The 21,309-nt window shown below is 66.5% G+C and carries 17 protein-coding genes; 5 read left to right on the top strand and 12 right to left on the bottom strand.

The features are described 5' to 3' along the window. Positions 1-54: 54 nt before the first annotated feature. Complete coding sequence (gene hpnN / locus D9X30_RS29550; RefSeq protein ID WP_153949294.1) at positions 55-2,781, bottom strand: hopanoid transporter HpnN; 2,727 nt, start codon at positions 2,779-2,781, stop codon at positions 55-57. Positions 2,782-2,957: 176 nt separating this feature from the next. Here hpnN and D9X30_RS29545 point away from each other — a divergent pair, with 176 nt between their 5' ends. Further along, entirely contained in the window at positions 2,958-3,587 is a 630-nt protein-coding gene (locus D9X30_RS29545; protein ID WP_153949295.1) for an MlaC/ttg2D family ABC transporter substrate-binding protein, read from the top strand. 109 nt (positions 3,588-3,696) lie between these two features. Here the strand turns inward: D9X30_RS29545 and hpnH are convergent, their stop codons facing one another. Both hpnH and ispH read right to left on the bottom strand, forming a co-directional pair. Beyond that, on the bottom strand, positions 3,697-4,863 hold the full coding sequence (gene hpnH / locus D9X30_RS29540) for an adenosyl-hopene transferase HpnH (RefSeq protein WP_092597627.1): 1,167 nt from the start codon (positions 4,861-4,863) through the stop codon (positions 3,697-3,699). 33 nt (positions 4,864-4,896) lie between these two features. After that, on the bottom strand, positions 4,897-5,895 hold the full coding sequence (ispH, locus tag D9X30_RS29535; protein WP_153949296.1) for a 4-hydroxy-3-methylbut-2-enyl diphosphate reductase: 999 nt from the start codon (positions 5,893-5,895) through the stop codon (positions 4,897-4,899). Between the two features lie 239 nt (positions 5,896-6,134). Between ispH and hpnA the strand changes: the two genes are divergently transcribed. Further along, positions 6,135-7,115 (top strand): hopanoid-associated sugar epimerase, encoded by a 981-nt coding sequence (hpnA, locus tag D9X30_RS29530; RefSeq protein WP_502799705.1) that lies wholly within the window; start codon positions 6,135-6,137, stop codon positions 7,113-7,115. Positions 7,116-7,147: 32 nt separating this feature from the next. Here the strand turns inward: hpnA and D9X30_RS29525 are convergent, their stop codons facing one another. The 4 genes from D9X30_RS29525 to D9X30_RS29510 all read right to left on the bottom strand — a co-directional run bounded on the left by D9X30_RS29525 (position 7,148) and on the right by D9X30_RS29510 (position 10,129). Continuing rightward, the gene (locus tag D9X30_RS29525) at positions 7,148-8,293 is read right to left on the bottom strand and encodes a glycosyltransferase (RefSeq protein WP_194946575.1); all 1,146 of its coding nucleotides are present in this window, start codon (positions 8,291-8,293) and stop codon (positions 7,148-7,150) included. Positions 8,294-8,298: 5 nt separating this feature from the next. Beyond that, the gene (locus D9X30_RS29520) at positions 8,299-9,159 is read right to left on the bottom strand and encodes a ferritin-like domain-containing protein (protein WP_194946577.1); all 861 of its coding nucleotides are present in this window, start codon (positions 9,157-9,159) and stop codon (positions 8,299-8,301) included. Between the two features lie 314 nt (positions 9,160-9,473). Next, on the bottom strand, positions 9,474-9,749 hold the full coding sequence (locus D9X30_RS29515) for a hypothetical protein (RefSeq protein ID WP_153949298.1): 276 nt from the start codon (positions 9,747-9,749) through the stop codon (positions 9,474-9,476). Positions 9,750-9,889: 140 nt separating this feature from the next. After that, complete coding sequence (locus D9X30_RS29510; RefSeq protein ID WP_502799703.1) at positions 9,890-10,129, bottom strand: hypothetical protein; 240 nt, start codon at positions 10,127-10,129, stop codon at positions 9,890-9,892. 212 nt (positions 10,130-10,341) lie between these two features. Between D9X30_RS29510 and D9X30_RS29505 the strand changes: the two genes are divergently transcribed. Further along, entirely contained in the window at positions 10,342-11,463 is a 1,122-nt protein-coding gene (locus tag D9X30_RS29505; protein ID WP_153949300.1) for an AGE family epimerase/isomerase, read from the top strand. Positions 11,464-11,520: 57 nt separating this feature from the next. Here D9X30_RS29505 and D9X30_RS29500 read toward each other — a convergent pair whose 3' ends face one another. Then, positions 11,521-12,375: a LysR family transcriptional regulator gene (locus tag D9X30_RS29500; protein ID WP_153949301.1), complete on the bottom strand. Its 855-nt coding sequence runs from the start codon at positions 12,373-12,375 to the stop codon at positions 11,521-11,523. A 131-nt stretch (positions 12,376-12,506) separates the two neighbouring features. On the opposite strand from D9X30_RS29500, the gene mdtD reads away from it, so the two are divergent. Continuing rightward, positions 12,507-13,919 carry a multidrug transporter subunit MdtD gene (mdtD, locus tag D9X30_RS29495; RefSeq protein ID WP_153949302.1) on the top strand — a complete coding sequence of 471 codons (1,413 nt, stop codon included), beginning with the start codon at positions 12,507-12,509 and terminating at the stop codon, positions 13,917-13,919. Positions 13,920-13,935: 16 nt separating this feature from the next. Here mdtD and D9X30_RS29490 read toward each other — a convergent pair whose 3' ends face one another. From D9X30_RS29490 to D9X30_RS29475, 4 genes are all read right to left on the bottom strand, one after another. Further along, the gene (locus D9X30_RS29490) at positions 13,936-15,102 is read right to left on the bottom strand and encodes an AAA family ATPase (protein WP_153949303.1); all 1,167 of its coding nucleotides are present in this window, start codon (positions 15,100-15,102) and stop codon (positions 13,936-13,938) included. A gap of 101 nt (positions 15,103-15,203) precedes the next feature. Next, positions 15,204-15,575, bottom strand: a complete 372-nt coding sequence (locus D9X30_RS29485) for a hypothetical protein (protein ID WP_153949304.1) — start codon at positions 15,573-15,575, stop codon at positions 15,204-15,206. Positions 15,576-15,669: 94 nt separating this feature from the next. After that, positions 15,670-16,341, bottom strand: a complete 672-nt coding sequence (locus D9X30_RS29480) for an alpha/beta hydrolase (RefSeq protein WP_153949305.1) — start codon at positions 16,339-16,341, stop codon at positions 15,670-15,672. Between the two features lie 87 nt (positions 16,342-16,428). Next, positions 16,429-16,731 (bottom strand): hypothetical protein, encoded by a 303-nt coding sequence (locus D9X30_RS29475; RefSeq protein WP_153949306.1) that lies wholly within the window; start codon positions 16,729-16,731, stop codon positions 16,429-16,431. 492 nt (positions 16,732-17,223) lie between these two features. Here D9X30_RS29475 and D9X30_RS29470 point away from each other — a divergent pair, with 492 nt between their 5' ends. Further along, a complete protein-coding gene (locus tag D9X30_RS29470; RefSeq protein WP_153949307.1) occupies positions 17,224-21,222 on the top strand; it encodes a cobaltochelatase subunit CobN in 3,999 nt (1,332 codons plus the stop codon). Positions 21,223-21,309: the final 87 nt, after the last annotated feature.

Below are 21,309 nucleotides of genomic sequence, written 5' to 3'. Positions count from 1 at the left end.
CACCCGGCTGCGCCGGGACACGTCCGTCCGAACTGCGCCGGTGGGCGCCCCGGGCTACCGCCGGGACTTGCCAGCGTCCGACCCTGAAGATTTATCGGCAGATTGTGCCATGGTCGTAGCCACCGTGAGAGGGGGAAGCGACGGTCCCAGGGGTTCCGCACGGCCGTTCAGTTCGCGGCGCGGGCGGCCCATCAGGATCGGCTGGAAGAACACGGCGCCGGCCAGCGTGCAGATCAGCGCCAGCGCCAGCAGCTTGCCCATGCTGGCCGTGCCGGGGTGATGCGACAGCCAGAGGCTGCCGAAGGCCGTGGCCGTGGTGCCGGCGCTGTACAGCACCGCGTGCGTGAGGCTGGACTGCAGCAGCTTGGTCTTGCCGTGGCGCCAGGCGATCACGTAGTAGATCTTGAACGCCACGCCGATGCCCAGCAGCAGCGGCAGGGCGATGATGTTGGCAAAGTTCAGCGAGATGCCGAGCACCACGCACAGCTCCAGCGTGACCAGCCCAGACACCAGCAACGGGATCAGGGTCCGCAGCACGTCGCCCACGCGGCGCAGGGTGATCCAGAGCAGCACCGTGATCGACAGCACCGCCCAGATGCCGGCATGGATGAAGGCGTTCATGATGGTATCGGCCGATCCCTTGATGGCGATGGGGCCGCCCGTGGCGTCAGGCTGCACTCGGGCCATCACGGCAATGAACTTGCTCAGCGCCGCCTCGCGGGCGGCTTCGTTCTTCGCACCGGGCGGTGGCAGCTTCGGGCTCACATTGACCAGCGCCTGTCCATTCGGCGCGAGCCAGTCGCGCGCCAGTTCGGGCGGCAGCGTCTGTTGCGACACCGGTTCCGGCTGCAGCGCGTTCTTCAACGAGCCCAGCGCCAGGCGCAGCGGCAGCGCCACGGCCAGCTCGGCGCGGTCGCGCACGGCGGGCGTCGCGTCAGCCAGCTGCTTGAGGGCGCGCGACAGATGTTCGGCCGATTCGGCGCCCGGGCCCGGGTGATCGAGCGCGGCCAGCGACAGCTGGCGCGACGCATTGCGCAGCGACGCCACGCGCAGCGCGTCGGTGGCCGGCGTGGCGGTCGGCTGCGTCAGCACCGGCATCAGGCTCTTTGCCATGCCGGCGATGATGGCCAGCTTGGGTGCCTGATCGTCGGGAATGAAGGTCTTCAGCGTGACCACGCGCGCCACCTCGGGCAGCGCCTTGAGCCTCGTAGCGGTGGCTTCGGCATCTTTCAGCGTGGGCGCCAGCACCTTGATGTCGTCGGTGCCGGCCTGCGGCGCGTCCTTCAGCGCCAGCAGCGTGGACATCGATTCCGAATGTGGATCCTTCAGGTGCAGCGGGTCGAAGTCGAAGCGCAGGTGCGGCAGCAGCGGGGCGCCGCCGATCAGCACGGCCAGCACGCCGACCAGCGTGCCCTTGCGATGGCGCTCGAAAAACGCGTCGGCCGGCGCCAGCCAGCCGAAGCCGGGCATTTCTTCCTCGGCGGGCGGCGCCAGCACGCGGATCAGCGCCGGCAGCATGGTGAACGTAGTGGCGAAGGCGATGAACATGCCCACGCCGGCAATCTTGCCCAGTTCGGCCACCCCGCGGTAATCGGTGGGCAGGAAGCAGAAGAAGGCGGCCGCCGTGGCGGCTGCGGCCAGCGTCAACGGGCCGGCCACATCGCGGGCGGCCAGCGTCAGGGCCTGGTCCAGGTCGCCGTGGTCGTGCCGTTCGGCACGATAGCGCACACCGAACTGGATGCCGAAGTCCACGCCCAGGCCCACGAACAGCACCGCGAAAGCCACCGAGATCATGTTCAGCGCGCCGACCATCATCAGGCCCAGCGCGGCGGTCATGATCAGGCCCGAAAGCAGGCTCACCAGCACGGCCGTGATCAGGCGGGCGGAGCGCAGTGCCATCCACAGGATGCCGATCACCACGATCAGCGTCAGCACGCCGTTGAGCACGGCGCCTTCGCTGACCGAGGCGAATTCATCGTCGGCCAGCGGCTGCGGGCCGGTCAGCCGCACCACGGCGTTGTAGCGTTCGGTCAGCTTCAGCTGCGTGGCGGCGGCGCGGATGGCATCGCTGGCGCCCGAGCCGGCCTTGAGGTCGCTGAAGTCCAGCACCGGCGACAGCGTGACGAAGCTGAACGCGCGGCCGTCGGCATTGGGTTTGAGGCTGTCGTCGACCAGCCCTGCCCATGACAGCGCCACGGGCTTGTTGGCCAGCACGCCGTCGATGGTGCGGGCGCTTTCGCCCAGCAGCCGGTCCATGTCGGACAGCTTGATCTGGCCAAGCTGCAGCGGCAGGTTCAGCGTGGTGGTGAGCAGGTCGGACAGGCCGCGCAGCGTGGGGTCGTGCGCCAGGTTGTTCAGCAGCGGCCGGGCCTGCCCGAGCTTGCCGGCCATGTCCTGGACGCTGGCGGTATCGGCAAACAGCAGGCCATTGCGTTCGAAGAACGGCCCCGAGCCGGGCTGGCCCACCGCCTTGAAGCGGTTGGGCTGCTGGCGCAGCGCGTCGGCCAGTTCGTTGGCGGCGGCGTCGGCCAGTTCCTTGGCCGGGGCCTGCACGACGGCCAGGATCATCTTGTCGCGCTGCGGGAACGCTTCGCTGATCGCGGCGTCGTTCTTCGCCCACGGGGCGTCCGATTCCAGCAGGCGGCTGATATCGGTGTTGATGGCAAAATTGCGAGCAACATAGACGCCGCTGCCGAGGGTGAGCAGCAGGGCGATGCCGATCACGAGCCAGGCGTGAACGGTGGCGAATTTGACGGTGCGAACCAGCAGCGGTCTGATCATGAGTCCTGTATCTTCAGCGCCCGATGCGGCGGGGGCGCATGGGCGGCACCCGGAGTATAGCGGTTGAAGCGGGGCATTCCGCACCCGCCGCCACGCGCGCCTGGCAGCGAGGCAACATCGCGATCCGCTATATACTGGCCCGACTGGCCAACCCGGCCGTATTGCTTCGATGAGTCATGAACCGTTACGGAATCCTTCCCGCCGCCATCATCGCGCCGATCGCCGCGGTGGTCGTCGTGTCTACCGCGCAGGCACAGGTCAATACCAGCGCCGCGCCGGACAAGCTCGTGCAGTCCGCCGTCGAAGGCGTGATCACGAAGATCAAGTCCGATCCTGAAACCCGCGCCGGCGATCTTGCAAAAATTACCGCCGTCGTCCAGCGCGAATTCCTGCCCTACACCGACTTTGGCCGCACCACGCGGCTGGCGGTCGGCAATGCCTGGAAGCAGGCCACTCCTGAGCAGCAAAAAACGCTCCAGGAACAGTTCACGGCACTGCTGGTGCGCAGCTATGCGGTGTCGCTGTCGCAACTGCGCGAACAGAGCCCGAAGTTCTCGTACAAGCCCGCCAAGTCTGGCAATAACGCCAGTGACGCGGTCGTGGCGACGCGTGTGATGAATAACGGCGACGAAATGCTGATCGACTACCGCCTGCAGAAGGGCGCCGACGGCTGGAAGATCTACGACATCAACATGATGGGCGCGTGGCTGATCGAGGTGTATCGCAAGCAATTCGCGGACATCGTGGCGCGCGACGGCATCGACGGGCTGATCAAGTACCTGAACAGTCACAACGCGCGCGCGTAACCGGCAGGCGCGGGGCACCCGCCATAAAAAAACCGGGTCTGGTCGCCCAGTCCCGGTCGTTCTTCAAGCGGCCGCCGATCGAAGATCGGGCGGCCGTTTTTCATGGTGCTCAGTGAACCTGCGCGGCCTGCACGGCCTCGGCGCGGCTGCCCTGCGCCTTCTTCAGGTTGCCGATCTCGGCCAGCTTGATCTCCACGTGGCGCGAGAACACGTATTCGGCGGGGCGCTGCTTGTCCAGCGGGATGTCCGGGGCCATCGGGCCGTCGGTCTTCACGCCGCGCAGGCTCACGCCCAGCGCCTTGAGCGGGTGCGAGAACGTGTCGGCCACGGCCGTCGCCTCGAAACCGCTGTGCACCATGCAGTTGGCGCACTTTTCGTAGTTGCCAACGCCGTAGGCGTCCCAGTCGGTGCCTTCCATCAGTTCCTTGAAGGTCTTCACATAGCCTTCGCCGACCAGGTAGCACGGACGCTGCCAGCCGAACACGGTGCGTGCCGGGTTGCCCCACGGCGTGCACTTGTAGGTCTGGTTGCCGGCCAGGAAATCCAGGAACATCGTCGACTGGCTGAACGCCCACTTCTTGCCGGCGTTGCCGCGCGCCAGGATGTCGCGGAACAGTTGCTTGGTCTTGCCGCGGTGCAGGAAGTGCTGCTGGTCCGGCGCGCGTTCGTAGGCATAGCCCGGCGACACCGTGATGCCGTCCACGCCCATCGCCTTGACCGAGTCGAAGAACTGGGCCACGCGGTCCGGTTTGGCATCGTTGAACAGCGTGCAGTTGATGTTGACGCGGAAGCCACGTTCCTTGGCCATGCGGATGGCTTCGACGCAGCGGTCGTACACGCCTTCCTGGTTGACCGAGTGATCGTGCATCTCGCGGTCGCCGTCCAGGTGGATCGACCACACGAAATACGGGCTCGGCTGGTACTGGTCGATCTTCTTTTCCAGCAGCAGGGCATTGGTGCACAGGTAGACGAAACGCTTGCGGGCGATGATGCCACGCACGATTTCCGGCATGTCCTTGTGCAGCAGCGGCTCGCCGCCGGCGATCGACACCACGGGGGCGCCGCATTCGTCGACCGCTTCCAGGCATTCCTGTACCGACAGGCGCTGGTTCAGGATGGGGTCCGGATAGTCGATCTTGCCGCAGCCGGAGCAGGCCAGGTTGCAGCGGAACAGGGGTTCGAGCATCAAGGCCAGCGGGTAACGCTTTTGCCCGGACAGATGCTTGCGTGCGATGTAGGCGCCTACGCGGGCGACCTGGAGAAACGGAATGGCCAAGGGGGTGCTTCCTGTCAGGTTCAGTGTGTCGGTTCAGCCGGCCGCCGTCTGGTCGGCAAGCTGGGCGTCACTGATATCAGTTGTTCTTCTGGCCCCTGGGGCCAGCGTTGCATCGGCTAGTTCAGCCGGCAGGCGGAATTCGGCATGTTCCTCGATGCCTTCCATGACCGATACGTTGACCGGACCAAGGCGTCGCAGGGCGGCAATGACGTCTTCCACCATGTCTTCGGGTGCCGAAGCACCCGCGGTAATGCCAACCACGTCGGCGTTGCGGACCCAGGCCGGATCCAGTTCGCTGCCGTCGGCAATCAGGTAACTCGGCACGCCACTTTCCGTGCCGATTTCGCGCAGCCGGTTCGAATTCGAACTGTTGGTGGCCCCGATCACGAGAATGACATCCACGCGCTCGGATAATTCCCGTACCGCACTTTGCCGATTTTGCGTGGCATAGCAGATATCGCGCGTGCTGGGCCCCACCAGATCGGAAAAACGCCGGTGGAGCGCCGCAATGATATTACGGGTGTCGTCCACGGACAACGTGGTCTGGGTGATATATGCCACAGGTGCGTCGGCCGGCAGGTCCAGCGCGGCCACTTCGGCCTCGTCCTGGACCAGCAGCACCTTGCCCGGAATCTGCCCCATCGTGCCTTCGACCTCAGGGTGGCCGGCGTGGCCGATCAGGATCACGTGGCGGCCGGCGGCGGCGTACTGGCGGCCCTGGTTATGGACCTTGATCACCAGCGGGCAGGTGGCGTCGATTGCGTGCAAATCGCGGCGTTGTGCCTCAGCGATCACACTGCGCGCCACGCCGTGGGCGCTGAAGATGGTGACCGCGTCACCCGGTACTTCGTCGAGCTCCTCGACGAAGCGCGCGCCTTTTTTTCGCAACGATTCCACCACATGCTTGTTGTGGACGATCTCATGGCGAACATATACGGGGGCGCCGTGCTTGATCAGGGCACGGTCCACGATTTCGATCGCACGGACCACGCCCGCGCAAAAGCCCCTGGGTTTGGCAAGGATCACCTGCATGGAGACGGCCCCCCGACCCTCTTGTGAAGATTCGAACACATCAGTTATTTTGGTATTCCGGCATCACTTTTCCGGTTCACGGTAGGTACTATATACCGGGTCGGATTTTCATGCCGCCGCGTTGGCTGTTGCCAACAGGGTCATTCCGGTGAAAATGCGGCCCTGCGTCTTGGTATAAACGGCGGATTCTCGTTCAACGCGTCCGCAACGCCCATAGGGGATTTGAAATTCACAATTGCATTCTCGTGACAGGGGCTTCGGGCTTCCTGGGTTCTTCGGTCATGCGCCAGGCGCTGGAACGCGGCTTCCAGGTGCGGGTGCTGGTCCGTGCCACCAGTCCGCGCGCCAACCTGGCCGGGCTTCCGGTAGAGGTCGTGGAAGGCGACATGCGCGATCCAGCCGCCATGGCGCGCGCCATGGCCGGCGTCCGCTACCTGTTCCACGTGGCGGCCGACTACCGCCTGTGGGCGCCCGATCCCGAGGAAATCGTCCGCGCCAACGTGGACGGCACGGTCACGACGATGAACGCGGCGCGGGACGCTGGCGTCGAGCGCATTGTCTATACCAGCAGCGTCGCCACGCTGCGGGTGGCCGGTGCCACCGGTCCCGTGGATGAGACGGCCGCCATGGCGGGCCACGAGGCCATCGGCGCCTACAAGCGCAGCAAGGTCCTGGCCGAGCGCGAGGTGGAGCGGCTGGTGGCCGAGGGGCTACCCGCCGTGATCGTGAATCCGTCCACACCGATCGGGCCACGTGACGTGCGTCCCACACCGACGGGCCGGATCATCGTCGAAGCGGCTACGGGAAAGATCCCGGCATTCGTCGAGACCGGCCTGAACCTGGCCCACGTCGACGATGTGGCGAACGGCCATTTCCTGGCGCTGGACAAAGGCCGCATCGGCGAACGCTACATTCTTGGCGGCCAGGATGTGCTGCTGCGGCAGATGCTGGCCGACATCGCCGGCATGGCCGGGCGCAAGGCGCCGACCATCGAACTGCCGCGCTGGCCGCTGTACCCGATTGCCCGGGTGGCCGAAGCCGTTGCCCAGTTCACAAAAAAAGAGCCGTTCGTGACCGTTGACGGCCTGAAGATGTCGCAATACCGGATGTTCTTCACGTCGGCCAAGGCCGAGCGCGAACTGGGCTATACCGCGCGCCCATACCAGGAGGCGCTACGCGATGCGCTGCACTGGTTCCGCGATAACGGTTACTTGAAATAACCGGCCAGGCGCGGCCCGACGGCCCCGGGTGCTCAGGAGCGGACGGGCGCCTGATTGCGGCCCTTCCACTGACCGCCCCGGCGCAGATAGAAGCGGCGCGCCGAATCGAGCGTGGCGCCCAGATAGAACAGCGCCGTCAGCGGCAGCAGCGGTGCCAGCCATGCGGGCTGGCGATACTCGCGCAGCATCGGACGGTAGCTGATTGCCATCAGGACCCAGGCCAGCCAGGCCGGCCATGCCGCTGCGCCGCCGGCAAGCGCCAGTACGGGCGGCGCCAGATAGGTCAGGATCATGCCCAGCGTGGCACCCGCCAGCATCACGGGCGAATAGTGCAACTGCGTATAGGCACTGCGCGCAATCATGTTCCAAAGGCTTTGCCAGTCGTCATACGGGCGCAGCGACACGCTGTCATCGGCCAAGTCCAGCCGGATGGAACCGCCTGCCTTGATCTTCGCCGCCAGGCTGCAGTCGTCGATCAGCTCGCCGCGAATCGCCGCAAAGCCGCCGATCCGGGCCAGTGCCGAACGCCGTGCCAGCATGCAGCCGCCGGCCGCGCCGGCCACCTTGCTGTGCGGGTCGGCCACGCGCTGGAATGGGTAAAGTTTGGCGAAGTAGAAGACAAAAGCCGGCACGATCATGCGTTCCCACCACGATTCGCAGCGCAGACGCACCATCAGGGACGTCAGGTCGCGCTGCTCGTGTTCGGCGCGGGCGACCAGTTCGCGCACGGTGTGCGGGCCGTGCCAGATGTCGGCGTCGGTCAGGAACACGAACCCGGCGTCGGGCATGCGCTGATCGGCAGCGGCCAGCCCCTCGGACTGCGCCCAGACCTTGCCGCTCCAGCCGGCCGGCAGGTCGCGCGCGCCGATCACCGTCAACGCTTCGCCCTTGCCGATGGAAACGGCGGCGGACCGGGCGATATCGGCCGTGCCGTCGGTGCTGTGGTCATCCACCACGACGAGCTGCAGGCGGCCGGGATATTGCTGGTTCAGTACCCCGGTCACGGCGCGGGCAATCACATCGGCTTCGTTGCGGGCCGGAATCACGCCGATCACGGGCGGCCAGTGGGCCGGTTGAGGGGAGGGAGCGGGTTTGCGCACGCGCCAGAATCCGGCGCGGGCGAATACCAGTACGCACCAGACCACCAGGGTCAGCAGGGACAATCCGAACAGCAGCATGGGTCTTATTTGATGAATCGCCGCGCCAGGCGGGCCAGCCTGGGCACGGTGGTGGGCCGGACAAGGCGCGCATCATACCCCGCCATGCGCCGTTCGTTCTCGGCCAGGCACAGATCGATCATGGCGCCCGCCGACAGCGTCTGGCCCAGCGATCCGGCGGCGTTCATCGGAAAGTTGGCATCCTGCGCGGTGCCGTCAGCCTTGACGTCGATGCCCTTGGCCAGGCCGATGCGCTCGCGGATCAGGAACAGCCAGACACGTGCGACCTTGAGCGCGAAGGCCGGGCGGCGCCACCACGGCAGGCTCTTGCGATACCACGCCACCCAGTTGGCAAAAAACAGGATATGGCGGCCTTCTTCCTGGATCACCGGCTCGAAGGTCTCCACCAGTTCGGCCGGAAAGAAACCCGAATCCTTGGCTGCCGCGAACAGGCCGAACGCGGCGAAGCTGTCGATGCACTCGCTGTAGCCGGTGACCAGCCAACCCCATTCGGCGTCGGCGGGCGGCAGGTATTCGGGTTCGGGCGCCAGCGTGATGCCGTACGCCTGTACCAGCTTCGAGAGCACCACCTTGTGGCGCGCTTCCTCGTCGGCATCCATTTCCAGCGCGCTGCGCAGCAGGGCATCCTTCTGGCGGGCGGCAAAGCTGTGCACCCGTACCGAGGCGCGCCCTTCGGTCTGTACGGCGATATCCCAGATGGGCAGGGAGGTCACGCGCTTGAGCGCGTCGGGCGGCAGTTTTGGCCAGTCGATGACCGACGGCTTGTACGGGTTGTGGGTCTGCAGCAACATGTTGCAGAACATGCGCAGGTGTTCGGCCGAGCCGATGCGCACCGGCCCGTCCAGCGGGTCGGTCCAGTTGCGCATGGCGTGGTCCGCCAGATCGATGGCCGTGCGGGCCACGGTGGCGGCCACGGCAGCGGCGCGGGCCTCACTGGTTTCCGGGATCGACTGGACGCGGGCAACGGGCAAGCCGTCTACCGCGCCTTCGATTTCGAATGCTTTCTTCATCGGCGCTCCGGGCAGGGATAGCGGCAGTCATTGTATCCAGCCGGAGCGGTTGGTGCAGGATTGTGTCGAAAAAGACAGTCCAGCCGGCTAGCCAGTGGGCGCGGTCGGGCGGCAAGCGATGTGTGCCAGGCCGGCGCAATGCCGGCCATGGGCCTGGGATGCAGCGCCGCTCAGCGCGCGTGGTGCGCGCGTTGCGGCCTCGGTGGTTGGCGATGCCATTCCTGTGCGATATCTGGGAAGACATCGCACTCGCCGCGAACGATGTTCTCGATCGTGGCGCAAATCCCCTCGGTGCCACGTGGGCCGACGCAGACAAGGCTGCGCGGGGTATCCGAATGGGCCGGAATGGCGTACACATGCATCCCCTCGCGATAGAGGGGATGCTGGGTCAGCCGCTCGTTCAGGATTTCGACAAAGCGGTTGGGGCTAACAGTCGGCTTTTCCATCGCTTTTCTCCCTACGGGCTTCCAGCCTATGGCGGCCACCGGCCATGTTCAAGGGGTTCAGCGGCGCTTCAAGCGCCTATTGGGTCGCATCGTCACGTAATGTCACGCATATTCGCGCATTGCAGCCACGTTCGGTTCGGCTAGTGTCGGGTGCCGGCGACTTCGTCCGTGGTGCGTCGGCCGTCGAGCATGCCATTGCCGGCGACCCAGCAGGCAGCTTCGGCTTCGGCGTGCGACGGATAGTCGGTTTGCGCCTCAATGGTGCTGTCGCAGTCGGCGCCGCCGCATTTTTCCTCGACGATGATGCGCCAGGTGTAGCGTCCGGGCGGGTCTTCCATGACATGCATGACCAGGGTGCGGCGCTGGTCGGACAGGGACATCGGATGGGTCTGCATAACGGTACTCCCTTGATTCACCACCAGGCAGAAGCCCCGGTGGACTTTCAACATAGCACCGCACCGCGCCATTTCCAGCAGAAATGCCGCAGTGCGGCGTCCGCGGCCTATGCTGGGGGCATCGGTCCTGATATCGTGTGCGGCCTTGGGTTCCTGGGGCCATGTCGCGCCCGGGGACGGCAGACCGGACCTCTACCATGCCTGTTTCCACGACCCTTACCGACCGCATTGCCGCGCTGCTGGCGCATTTCGATACCGCCGTCCTGCCGTCCTGGACCGGGCCGGGCTGGAATCCGTCGATGGCGCTCGCGCACGAGGCGCTGGACGGCGTGTCCGGCCAGCCGTGGCCCGACAAGCGTTACCGCGCCATGGCCTGCGCGCGCCAGCTCTATGTCTTTGCGACGATGGGCAATCTGCCGCATGCCGCCACGCTGTTCAAGTCGCTGGTTCGCCATTTTGGCGATGGCGCCGGGGGCTGGATCTACAGCATCGACGCGCAGGGTGCGGCGCTCGACGCCACGCGCGATCTGTATACCTACGCTTTCGTGGTGTTCGCCTGCGCGCATTACCACCGGGCCAGTGGCGACGCCGCGGCGCTGGAGACCATGCAACGCACCATCGCCGTGATCGAGGCGCGCTTTGCCGACGGCAACGGTCTCTATCACGCGGCACTGGCGCAGAACTTCGGGCCCAACGAAAGCGGTGTGCTGCAGAACCCGATCATGCACCTGACCGAGGCCTACCTGGCGGCGCTGGATATCACAGGCGACGCCTGGATGGCCCAGCGGCTGAAGACGCTGGCCGATGCCGTCCACGTCCGGTTTGTCGACCCGGCCAACGGTTGCGTTGCCGAACTGCCGCAGGGCACGCTGGGCAACCGGATCGAGCCCGGCCATCAGTTCGAGTGGTATTCGCTGGTCATGACGGCCCCGGCGCTGTTTGCCGATGGCCCGCTGGCCGCATCGCTGCCGCAGGCGTTTGCGTTCGCCCGCCGCCATGGCGTGGCCGATGCCACATTGGGTGTGTGCGCCGCGCTCGACGGCCACGGCGCGGTGCAGGACCCCACCGAGCGGATCTGGGCCCAGACCGAATTCGCTCGCGCGTTGATGGTCAAGGCATCGGTGGAGCAGGACGCCGCGGCGCTGGCCGAACTGGAAGCCTGGATCGACCGGTTCCGCGCACGCTTCCTGCACGCACGCGGGTGGCACGAGTGCCTGGCGCCGGATGGCGCCGTCATCCGGGCCGAAATGCCGTCCACCACGCCGTACCACCTGCTGACGGCCTGGCAGGCGCTGCGCACGCTGCTTCCGGCGGCCTGACGCGCCGGCCGACTGGTCCGTTTGGTCCCTCTGGCCCGTCTGGCCGGGATCGGCGCGTCAGTCCACGCGTGCCCGCAGGTCGCTCTTGCGGATCAACTGCAGCAGGGTGTCGGCCGGGCGGGACAGGCGCCCGGCGGCCAGCGTGATGAATTCGACATCGGGCAGGGCGGGCAGGGCATCGACATTGACGGGCGGCACCAGTCCGCCGCCCGTCAGGTTCTGCGCCCGTACCGTGATGCCAAGGCCCCCGCGCGCGGCGGCAATGCAGCCCGAGTGACTGCTGCTGGTGCAGACCACGCGCCAGCGCCAGCCCGCCGTGGCCAGGGTATCGAGCACCACCGATCGTGTGACGCTGGGCTCGTTGACCAGGATCAGCGGCAGCGGCTGGCCCACATCGACCACGGTGCCGGGCCGCGCCAGCCACTCGAGCTGGCCGCGAAACAGCGGCACGCCACGCCGTTCTCCTTCCCGCCGCTTGCCGATGATCAGGTCCAGCGTGCCGGCCTCGATCCATTCGTACAGCTTGCTGGTCATGCCGATCGTGATTTCCAGTTCCACGTCCGGGTGCGTGGCGCGGAAGGCCGCCAGCACATTGGGCAGTGGCCCTTGCGCCAGGTCTTCGGAACAACCGAGCCGGACGCGACCCTGCAGGCGCGGCGCGCTGAACTGCTGCTCGGCGCGGGCCAGCGATTCCAGGATCAGGCGGGCATGTACCAGCAGCGCCTCGCCATCGGGCGTCAGCGCCAGCGAATGGGTATCGCGCACGAACAGGCGCCGGTTGACGCGCTGTTCCAGCCGGCGGATGTGGTCGCTGACCGACGATTGCGACAGGCCAAGCTGGCGGCCGGCATCGGTAAAGCTGTGCGCGGTGGCCACCGTGGCGAAGGTGTGAATCCAGACGGGATTGAGCATCGGCGCATTGTCATCGGATTTTCCGATGGCAGTCAATAAATCCAGAGGGGTTCCCGATGGGGTGCCGGGTGCGTACCATGCTTGCACGGTCCGGGTTTCTCCCGGGCTGGCATGACAGCAGGATTTTCCCAATGAATACCGCCCCCGCCCCCGCCGCCAACCAGGCCGTCTCCCATAAGGCCATGCTGTGGATTGTCTTCGCCGGCTTTTTCATGCAGACGCTGGACACCACGATCGTCAATACCGCGCTGCCATCGATGGCGCACAGCCTGGGCGAAAAGCCGCTCGACCTGAAACCCGTGGTGGTGGCCTATACGCTGACCATGGCGATGCTGACCCCGGCATCGGGCTGGCTGGCCGACAGGTTCGGCACGCGCCGCGTCTACTTCAGCGCCATCCTGATCTTCGTGCTGGGTTCGGTGTTCTGCGCCACGGCGCATACGCTCACGCAGCTGGTGATTGCGCGGGTGCTGCAGGGTGTGGGCGGCTCGATGCTGCTGCCGGTCGGCCGGCTGGCCGTGCTGCGCAACATCCCTGGCGAGCAGTACATCGCCGCATTGGCGTTCGTGTCGATTGCCGGGCAGGTCGGGCCGATCTTCGGGCCGGTGCTGGGCGGCTGGCTGGTCCAGAGCGCGTCGTGGCACTGGATCTTCCTGATCAACGTGCCGGTCGGGCTGGTAGGACTTTTCGCGGTGCGCCGCTACCTGCCCGCGGGCGAAGCCGGTGTGGCGCCGCCGTTCGACTGGCTTGGCTGCGGTCTGGTGTCGCTATGCATGGTCGCGTTCTCGCTGGCGCTGGAAAACGGCGCGCATAGCCCGTGGAGTGCCTTGCTGGCTGCCATCAGCATCGGCAGCGCGCTGCTCTATATCCCCCATGCGCGCCGGCATGCCACGCCGCTGTTCCGGCTGGCGCTGTTCCGCGAGCCCAACTTCAGCGTGGGCCTGATCGGCAACCTGGTCTGCCGGATCGGGTCGGGCGCGGTGCCGTTCCTGCTGCCGCTGCTGTTCCAGCTGCAGCTGGGCTATTCGCCGCTGCACTCCGGCATGATGCTGCTGCCGGTGGCCATTGCCGGCACGATCTCCAAACGCTGGATCGTGCCGCTGGTGAATCGCTTTGGCTACGACACGTTCCTGCTCGTCAATACGGTGATTGTCGGCGCATCCATCGCGTCGTTCTCGGCCATCTCGCCGGGCTGGCCGCTGGCCATGTCGATCTTGCAGCTGGCCACGTTCGGCGCCGCCAATTCGATGCAGTTCGCGGCGATGAACAGTGTGACACTGAAGGGTTTGACCCGCGAGGACGCTGGCAGCGGCAACAGCCTGTTCTCGATGGTCCAGATGCTGGCCATCGGCCTGGGCGTCACCATCGGCGGCGGGCTCGTCAGTCTGTTCTCGGTGAAACTCGGTGTCGCGGCGCCGGCCTACCGGCTGGCCTTCCTGTCGGTGGGCATCATCACGCTGTTCTCCGCCCTGGTGTTCCGCCGGCTCGATGCCGAACGACTGAATCCGAAAAGCGTAAAACGGGCGGCGGTACAGGCGCCGTAGACAACTGGACGGGGCCTCAGCCTTCGGACGGCGGCCAGCCGTCACGCTGGCTGAGGTCCTTGAACCATTCGTGCATGGTGGAATCCTGCACGGAATATTCGCCGCGGGCCGATTTCCATACCAGAGCCGGCGATCGGTCACGCAGGCTTTCCAGCGCCGCCTGGACTTTTTGCGGTGAAACGGTCATGCCGGGGCAGTGCTGGCGGTAGAACGCCAGCGATTCTGCGTCGTAAGGCCGAAACTTGCTGCCGATCGACAGCATCCGCGCCAGCACGGCCTGCTCAAGCGGCTTGAGGCCCAGGTAGTCTGACTTCATCTGTGCCGTGTCCTGTGCCTGCCGTCTGCGGGCGGCGGCAAGTACGCGCAGTTCGAACCGCTCGCCGTTGTCGGCTTCGAGCGGATTCAACGATTCGCCGATCGCTGCATGGAAGAACTGTGGCCGATATCCGAAAAGCTGGAACGCTTCGAGCAGCGCCGGCTGATCGACCGGCCGCAAGTCGCTGCGTTGCTGCTCGATCAGTGTCGCGACGTGCGCCACATAGCTTTTGCCCAGGGTGGGCATCTGGTGGATGGACGAGCCGTAGAACGGGGCGCTGGTGGAGTTGACCAGCCGTAACAGTTTGTCGCGGTCCGAGCCGGACATGACAAGCATTAGCGCGATAGCCTCGGGCGTGTTCATCTGATCGCGCGCGGACTTCAGCGCGGCCATGGCGGTTTCGCCAGATTCGCTGGTCAATGCATGCTGGGCTTCGTCGATCAGCAACGCGATGGGCTTGCCCGTTTTCTTGTGCAGTGCCTGGAGGGCCTGCGGCAACGTCGCGCCGTCGATACTGCCCACCCGGGAGGTGTCTATCTTCAGCGTGCCCGCGATGGTGACGCTTTCCAGGCGTGCCTTGCGCGCAGTACGGGCCACCACGCCCTGATTCTCGGCCAGTGCATGCGCAATCCCTTCTGCAATCAGCTCGCCGGGGTCCTTGCGCTGGTCTGACCAGAGATCGACGTAGATCACCAGTACGTCTGCCTTTTCAAGAGCCGGGCGCAAGTCGTACTGCAAGAACATCGATTTTCCGGTGCGTCGGGGTGCCGCGAGAAACAGCCCGTTCTGTGCGTCGCCAAATACCGCAAGGCCCTGCAACTGGGCGGCGAGCTCGGAGGCAAGCTCCGGTCTGCTGAAGTAGCGCATCCGTTTATCTTTAATTATCCTGAGTTGGATAATTTAATGAAACGGGGATAAAAGTCAATAATTCGGCCCCAGGCGGCGTAGAAAGTGATGCTGAATCGACATTAATCCTCCACCCCATTCTCCCGCAGCATCCGGTCGCATTCGTCCAGCATGTCGTGGGCGAAGGCTGACTGATAGTTCGGGTCCAGGGCTTCCATCATCTCGTGCGATGCGTACAGGCCGGCTTCGCGCGACAGCGTGGCGGCCAGTTGGCGGGCCAGCTGGTCGCTCAGGTCCGACAGCAAGCGGCGCTCGGACAGCGCCAGCTGCAGCTTCGAGCGCGACAGCCAGTTGCCGGCCAGCGTGGCGCCCTGGGCTTCGGTCATCCATTGGCCGTGTTCGTAGAACGCGGATAGCCGTTCGGCCATCAGCGCGAACATCAGCGCCTTGCGGGTGTTGAAATCGATGCGGGGCGGCGGCGAGGCGGGGATCATTGGCGAACATCCTGAAAGGCGGGGCGCGTGATGGTAACGCAACCAGTAGCGCACCCGGTAGCGCACCTGGCAACGGAAGCACCAGAAAGGCCTGTCAGCCCAAGCGCGCCTGCAGCCATGTGCCGATATCGGCGATCTCTTCCAGGCAGACCGAATGGGGCATGTTGCCGTACGCATGCCAGGTCACCGGCTGGCCGCGTTCGGTGAGGAAATCGCGGGCGCGGGTGCCCAGCGTCAAGGGCACCACATCGTCGGCCGTGCCATGGGCGGCAAAGACCGGCGTGTTGGCGTTGGCCGGGGTGGCTTCGGCCGCGATCAGTTCGGGCGACGGAATGTAGGTGGACAGCGCGATCACGCCGGCCAGTGTCTGCGGGTGCGTCAGGGCCGTGGTGTAGGCAATGGCGCCGCCTTGCGAGAATCCGGCCAGCACGATGTTCGCGGCCGGAATGCCACGCCCGGTTTCGCGGTCGATCAGGGCACGGATGGCGTCGCGCGACTGCGCGATGCCCGCCACGTCGGCCTTGCGGCCGGCTTCGTCGAGCGAATAGATGTCGTACCACGCGGGCATGACGTAGCCGCCATTGCAGGTGACGGGGATGGCCGGGGCATGCGGAAAGACAAAGCGCACGGCCAGCGTGTCGGGCAGGCCCAGCTCGGGCACCACGGGTACGAAGTCGCTGCCATCCGCCCCCAGCCCATGCATCCAGATCACGGCGTGGGTCGGATTCGGTGCGGTGTCAATTTCAATGGCGGGCAGCAAGCTCATGGCCGTTCCTGTGGATGCGGGAAAGCGGCCAGTATCGCACGGGCGCCGGAGCGTCCGTGCGATGGCTTGTCAGGCTTCCAGGCGGAGTCAGGCGGCCGTGGGAACGATCGGAATCGTGGCCAGGCCAGGGGTGCTGCGAGGGGGCGCCGCTTGCAACTGCGGCGTTTCGGGTTGCGGCGGCGACGCAAAGCGCCGGTCCGCCACGCCTTCCACGCCGGTGGCGTGTACCTCTTCGAGGAAGGCGATCATGTTGCGGTAATAATCGACTTGCATCTGCGCTTCAAGCAGGCGACGTTCTGCCTGGAAAAGCGTCAGCCTCATGTCTTGCAGTTCCTTCTCGGCGATCTTCTCTGGCGTCGGCGGACTGAACAAGTTTGCAAGCGAACGCATGGCAGTTACCTCCCGGGGCTGTCGTACGGCGTGTGAGTCGTTTCGGTTGTGTGCGCGCCATGCGGTCAAATATAGACGATACGGCGCAACGTACACGATGGGTCACCATGCATCATGTGGGCTCCCCCACAAGAATGATTGCCGTCACCCGGATGGTGGGGTAGATTTACCGCCCATCAGCCGGGAGCCGCCTTGGGGCATGTCCCGGCGTTGTCTTTTTTACAGCCGACCGGGTGGCGAACTTGCCGATTGTGGCGAAAGCTGCCGTTTGCGAGCGTTAGCCGCGTCGGACATGGCTAAAATCTGTCGTCGGTAAAAAAACCACATCCTGTCAGCCCGCTGCAACAGCCCGGGCAACGCGACACGATACCGGGGGCGGATACATCACAGCCGTATGACGGGCAGGACTGCCTGGCGGGTAGAATGCCGCGCCGGCGTCCCTTTTTTGCGCCGCCACTCAAGCCCTCTCCACGCCCCCAGTCCGCTTCCGACGTGTCCGCGCTTTCTGCCGCCTGCCGGCGCCTGCTGCCATCCCTTCTACGCCTGTGCCTGATCCTGCCGATGCTGGCATGGGGCGCGCCGGTGCGCGTGCTGGTGGTGGCATCGCAAACGCATCTGCTGCCGGCCGCCGCCGAGACATTCCGTGCCGTGCATGGCAATGACGTGGCCGAATTCACCTTTACGACGACCGCACCCGATGCCGGCACCCTGGCGCAGGCCGACGTCATCCAGGCGTGGTTCGTGCCGGCGGCGGTGCTGCGGCAGATGGCACCGGGCGTGCAGCGGGCGCAGTCGCGCGGTGCGCTGGTATCGGCCGCGCCCGCCGACGTGGCCGAAGCCGCCTGGCGCCTCCACACCGATGCCGCGCTGAATGCCGAGATCCAACCCTATTGGGACGCGGGCGGTGCCGACAATCTGGCCGCGGCGCTCGCGGCGGCCGTCGCGGCGCACCAGCGTGCCGCCGGCGTGACGGCGATCGCCGTGCCGCCGGTCAAGCCCGCGCCGGCCGCCGGCATCTACCATCCGCGCGCACCGCAGCCGTTCGCGTCGCTGGCCGCATACCTGCGCTGGTATCGGTCGACGGGGCGTGTGCGCGATGATGCACCGCTGGTCGGCATCTCGTTCTATGCCACGAACTACCGCCAGCGCGACCTGGCGCACGTCGATGCATTAGTCGATGCGCTGGAACGGCAGGGCATCGGTGCCGTGCCGGCGTTCGGCTGGCCGCTGTCGAGCCTGGATGCCTTGCTGACGCAGGACGGCACGACGCCGCTGCGTGCGCTGCTGGCCCTGAACCTGACAATTCCGCGCGCCGAAGACAAGGACTGGCTGGCGCGCCATGGGCTGCATGCCATCAACCTGATTGCCACGCGCGACAGCGCCGCGGCGTGGCATGCCGACGTGCGCGGCATTGCCGGCGAGCGGCTGCCGCTGCTGCTGGGGGCGCCCGAACGCAGCGGTGCCACCGAGCCGGTGCTGTTTGCCACGCAGGAAGACCACGACGGCGCGAAGGCCAGCGCCGCCGTGCCGGAGCGCGTGGACGCGGTGGTCGCGCGCGTGCGGCGCTGGATTGCGCTGCAGGACAAACCGGCTGCGCGCAAGCATGTGGCCGTGCTTTACTACAACAATCCGCCGGGACGCGGCAACATTGGCGCGAGCTATCTGGCGACGCTGCCCACGCTTGCGCAGATCCTGCAGCGGCTGCAGGCCGCCGGCTACGACACCGGGCGCGACATGCCCGACACCGCCACGCTGACCGCGCTGCTGGAGGCCAACGGCCGCAACGTGGAGACCTGGTCGCCCGGCGAACTCGATCGCATGGTGCGCGCCGGGCACGTCAAGCTGGTGCCGCTGGCGCAGTACCGCCGCTGGTTCGATACCTTGCCGGCGAGGTTCCGCGATGCGGTGGTGCGCGCCTGGGGGCCGCCCGAACGCAACCCGTTGATGCGGACGCACGATGCCAACGGGGCGCCGGCCTTCGTGGTGCCGGGTCTGTTCTTCGGCAATGTGTTCGTCGGCCCGCAACCGCTGCGTTCGACCTTCGACAGGGCGATGGACGCCGCGCACGACACCATCACGCCGCCGCCGCATTCCTATGTGGCCGCCTACCTGTGGTACCGGCATGCGTTTGGCGCCGACGCCGTGGTACATGTCGGGCGCCATGGCACCCTGGAATGGCTGCCGGGCAAGCAGGTGGGCCAATCTGGCGACGAGGCCGCCGAAGTCCTGCTGGGCGACCTGCCGAATGCCTATATCTATATCCAGGATGGCGGCGGCGAGGCCATCCAGGCCAGGCGCCGCAGTGCGGCGGTACTGGTGAGCCACCTGGCGCCGCTGCTGGCTGCCGCCGGACAGCCGCCGGTGCTGGCATCGCTGGACGAAGCCATCGAACAGGCCGATGCCACGCAGGACAGCGCGCCCGATCTGTCGGCGCAGTACCGCAAGCAGGCGCTGGAACAGATCCGGACACTGAAGCTGGACCGCCAACTGGGGCTGGACGTCAACGCACCGTGGGACACCATCGAGCCGGTCGTGCATGCCTTCCTGCACAAGGTGGAGGCCGAGCCGATGCCGCTGGGCATCCACGTGCTGGGCCAGATGCCCGCGCCCGCCGATCAGGCCGACGCGCTGGCGATGATGCTGGGCGCCCGCACCAGGACCGATCCGGCGCGTTTGCACGCCTGGGCCGCCGATCTGGTGGCAGGCCGCCAACCGGCCCTGGCGGAGGGCATCGGCGACGATGCGCGCCGTGCGCTGGACGCTGGCCGGCAATGGCTGGCGGACTTGCGTGCATCGCCCCAGGCCGAACTGGATGGGCTGATCACGGTGCTGTCTGGCCGCTATCTGCCCAGCGGGCCATTGGGTGATCCCGTGCGCGTGGCCGACAGCCTGCCAACCGGGCGCAACCTGCACGCTTTCGACGGCGCCCGGATTCCCACGCGCGCCGCCTGGGCGCTGGGCAAGACGATGGCCGGGCAGACGCTGGAACGCTTCCGGCGCGAACACGGCAACTGGCCCGAAACGGTGTCGATGGTGCTCTGGTATGGCGAGACCGAACGCCATCAGGGCGCCATGGAAGCCGAGGCGCTGTACCTGATGGGCGTGGAACCTGTGTGGAATGCGCGCGGCAATGTCGAGGACGTGCGGTTGATTCCCGATGCCGAACTGGGCCGACCGCGCGTGAACGTGCTGCTGACCACGTCCGGCATTTACCGCGACGGGTTTGGCGACAAGATCGCACTGCTGGACAAGGCCGCCCGGCTGGCCGCCGCTGCCGGAAATAATGCAATTAGCCGCCATGACCGGGACGTCGCCGCGGAGCTGGCCCGGCAGGGCATCGGGCCGGAGCAGGCCGGCAGGCTGGCGCGGGCGCGCGTATTCGCGGCGAAACCGGGCAACTACGCGATCGGCGTGCAGCAGATGGTCGAGCAAAGCCGCGACGCCCAGGGGCCGCCCGATGGCCTGGCCCGCCAGTACCTGCGCTATATGAACTTCGCGTATTCGGCCGACGGCTGGGGCGAATCGGCACCGGGGGCGCTGGCCGGCCATCTGAAATCGAACCAGGCAGTGCTGTTCTCGCGCACCAGCACGCTTTACGGGGCGCTGGACAACGACGATACCTACCAGTACGCGGGCGGGCTGACGGCCGCCACGCGCGCGGTCAGCGGCACCGCGCCGCCCCTGTGGCTGCACAATCTGCGCCGGGAAGGGCAGACGCAGACCGTCGATGCGCGCACGTGGCTGGCCACCGAGTTGAACGCGCGGCAATGGAATCCGAAGTGGATCGCCGCGATGCAGCGGTCGGGCTACGCGGGTGCCCGCGAGATGTACAAGGAAGTGGAGCACCTGTACGGTTTCCAGGCGACGGTGCCTGAGCAGATGCCGGGCGCATTCTGGCAGCAGACCTACGACGTCTATGTGGCCGACAAGCTTGGCATGGGCATGGACGCGTTCTTCCGCGCGGCCAATCCGCACGCGCGGCAGGGCATTCTGGCGCGCCTGCTGGAAGTGGATCGCCAGGGCAGCTACCGCTTCACCGATGCCGAGCGCCGCGAACTGCTGCGCCAGTACGCGGAAAGCGTGCAACGCGATGGGCTGTCATGCACCGCCAACACCTGCGGCAACCCGGTGCTGATGGCGCATGTCGCCCAGCAGGGCAAGGCCGCGCGGATCGACATGAGGGCGTTGGGCCGGGAACTTGCCGATGCGGTGGTGGCGCCGGCCGGGCAGGGCGCCAAGGCGCGGCCTTCGCCATCGGAGACGAAGGCCGCGCCGGTGCATCCGGTGCCCGCGACCTCTGTCGTGCCTGCCGCGCCGGCCATCGCACAGTCGGACACGGAACACGTGACCGGCCAGCGGCTGGCGCCACAGGCCGTACCGGTGTCGGCAGCGCCCGCCGAACGCGCGCGGCACCTGGCGTTCGCGCTGATGCTGGCGGCGCTGACGATCGGCGCCGGTGCCATCGCCGCGTGGCGCAGAGGCAGGCGTTAGCGGCCGCAGCCCGTCCTCACATGCAAATAGACAGCCCCTTCCGATCTCCGTATCCTGATCGCCTTCGCAAATTCCGCCCGAGCCTCC

Origin of the sequence: Cupriavidus sp. U2 (assembly GCF_009663685.2) — a bacterium.
GTDB lineage: Bacteria > Pseudomonadota > Gammaproteobacteria > Burkholderiales > Burkholderiaceae > Cupriavidus > Cupriavidus necator_C.
This window is presented reverse-complemented; position numbering and strand designations above follow the sequence as displayed.

Coding starts and splice junctions, on each gene's coding strand:
- hpnN (WP_153949294.1), bottom strand. CDS start 2,781: ATGATCAGACCGCTGCTGGTTCGCACCGTCAAATTCGCCACCGTTCAC.
- D9X30_RS29545 (WP_153949295.1), top strand. CDS start 2,958: ATGAACCGTTACGGAATCCTTCCCGCCGCCATCATCGCGCCGATCGCC.
- ispH (WP_153949296.1), bottom strand. CDS start 5,895: ATGCAGGTGATCCTTGCCAAACCCAGGGGCTTTTGCGCGGGCGTGGTC.
- D9X30_RS29525 (WP_194946575.1), bottom strand. CDS start 8,293: ATGCTGCTGTTCGGATTGTCCCTGCTGACCCTGGTGGTCTGGTGCGTA.
- D9X30_RS29520 (WP_194946577.1), bottom strand. CDS start 9,159: ATGCGCAACTGGACCGACCCGCTGGACGGGCCGGTGCGCATCGGCTCG.
- D9X30_RS29515 (WP_153949298.1), bottom strand. CDS start 9,749: ATGGAAAAGCCGACTGTTAGCCCCAACCGCTTTGTCGAAATCCTGAAC.
- D9X30_RS29510 (WP_502799703.1), bottom strand. CDS start 10,129: ATGTCCCTGTCCGACCAGCGCCGCACCCTGGTCATGCATGTCATGGAA.
- D9X30_RS29505 (WP_153949300.1), top strand. CDS start 10,342: ATGCCTGTTTCCACGACCCTTACCGACCGCATTGCCGCGCTGCTGGCG.
- D9X30_RS29500 (WP_153949301.1), bottom strand. CDS start 12,375: ATGCTCAATCCCGTCTGGATTCACACCTTCGCCACGGTGGCCACCGCG.
- mdtD (WP_153949302.1), top strand. CDS start 12,507: ATGAATACCGCCCCCGCCCCCGCCGCCAACCAGGCCGTCTCCCATAAG.
- D9X30_RS29490 (WP_153949303.1), bottom strand. CDS start 15,102: ATGCGCTACTTCAGCAGACCGGAGCTTGCCTCCGAGCTCGCCGCCCAG.
- D9X30_RS29485 (WP_153949304.1), bottom strand. CDS start 15,575: ATGATCCCCGCCTCGCCGCCGCCCCGCATCGATTTCAACACCCGCAAG.
- D9X30_RS29480 (WP_153949305.1), bottom strand. CDS start 16,341: ATGAGCTTGCTGCCCGCCATTGAAATTGACACCGCACCGAATCCGACC.
- D9X30_RS29475 (WP_153949306.1), bottom strand. CDS start 16,731: ATGCGTTCGCTTGCAAACTTGTTCAGTCCGCCGACGCCAGAGAAGATC.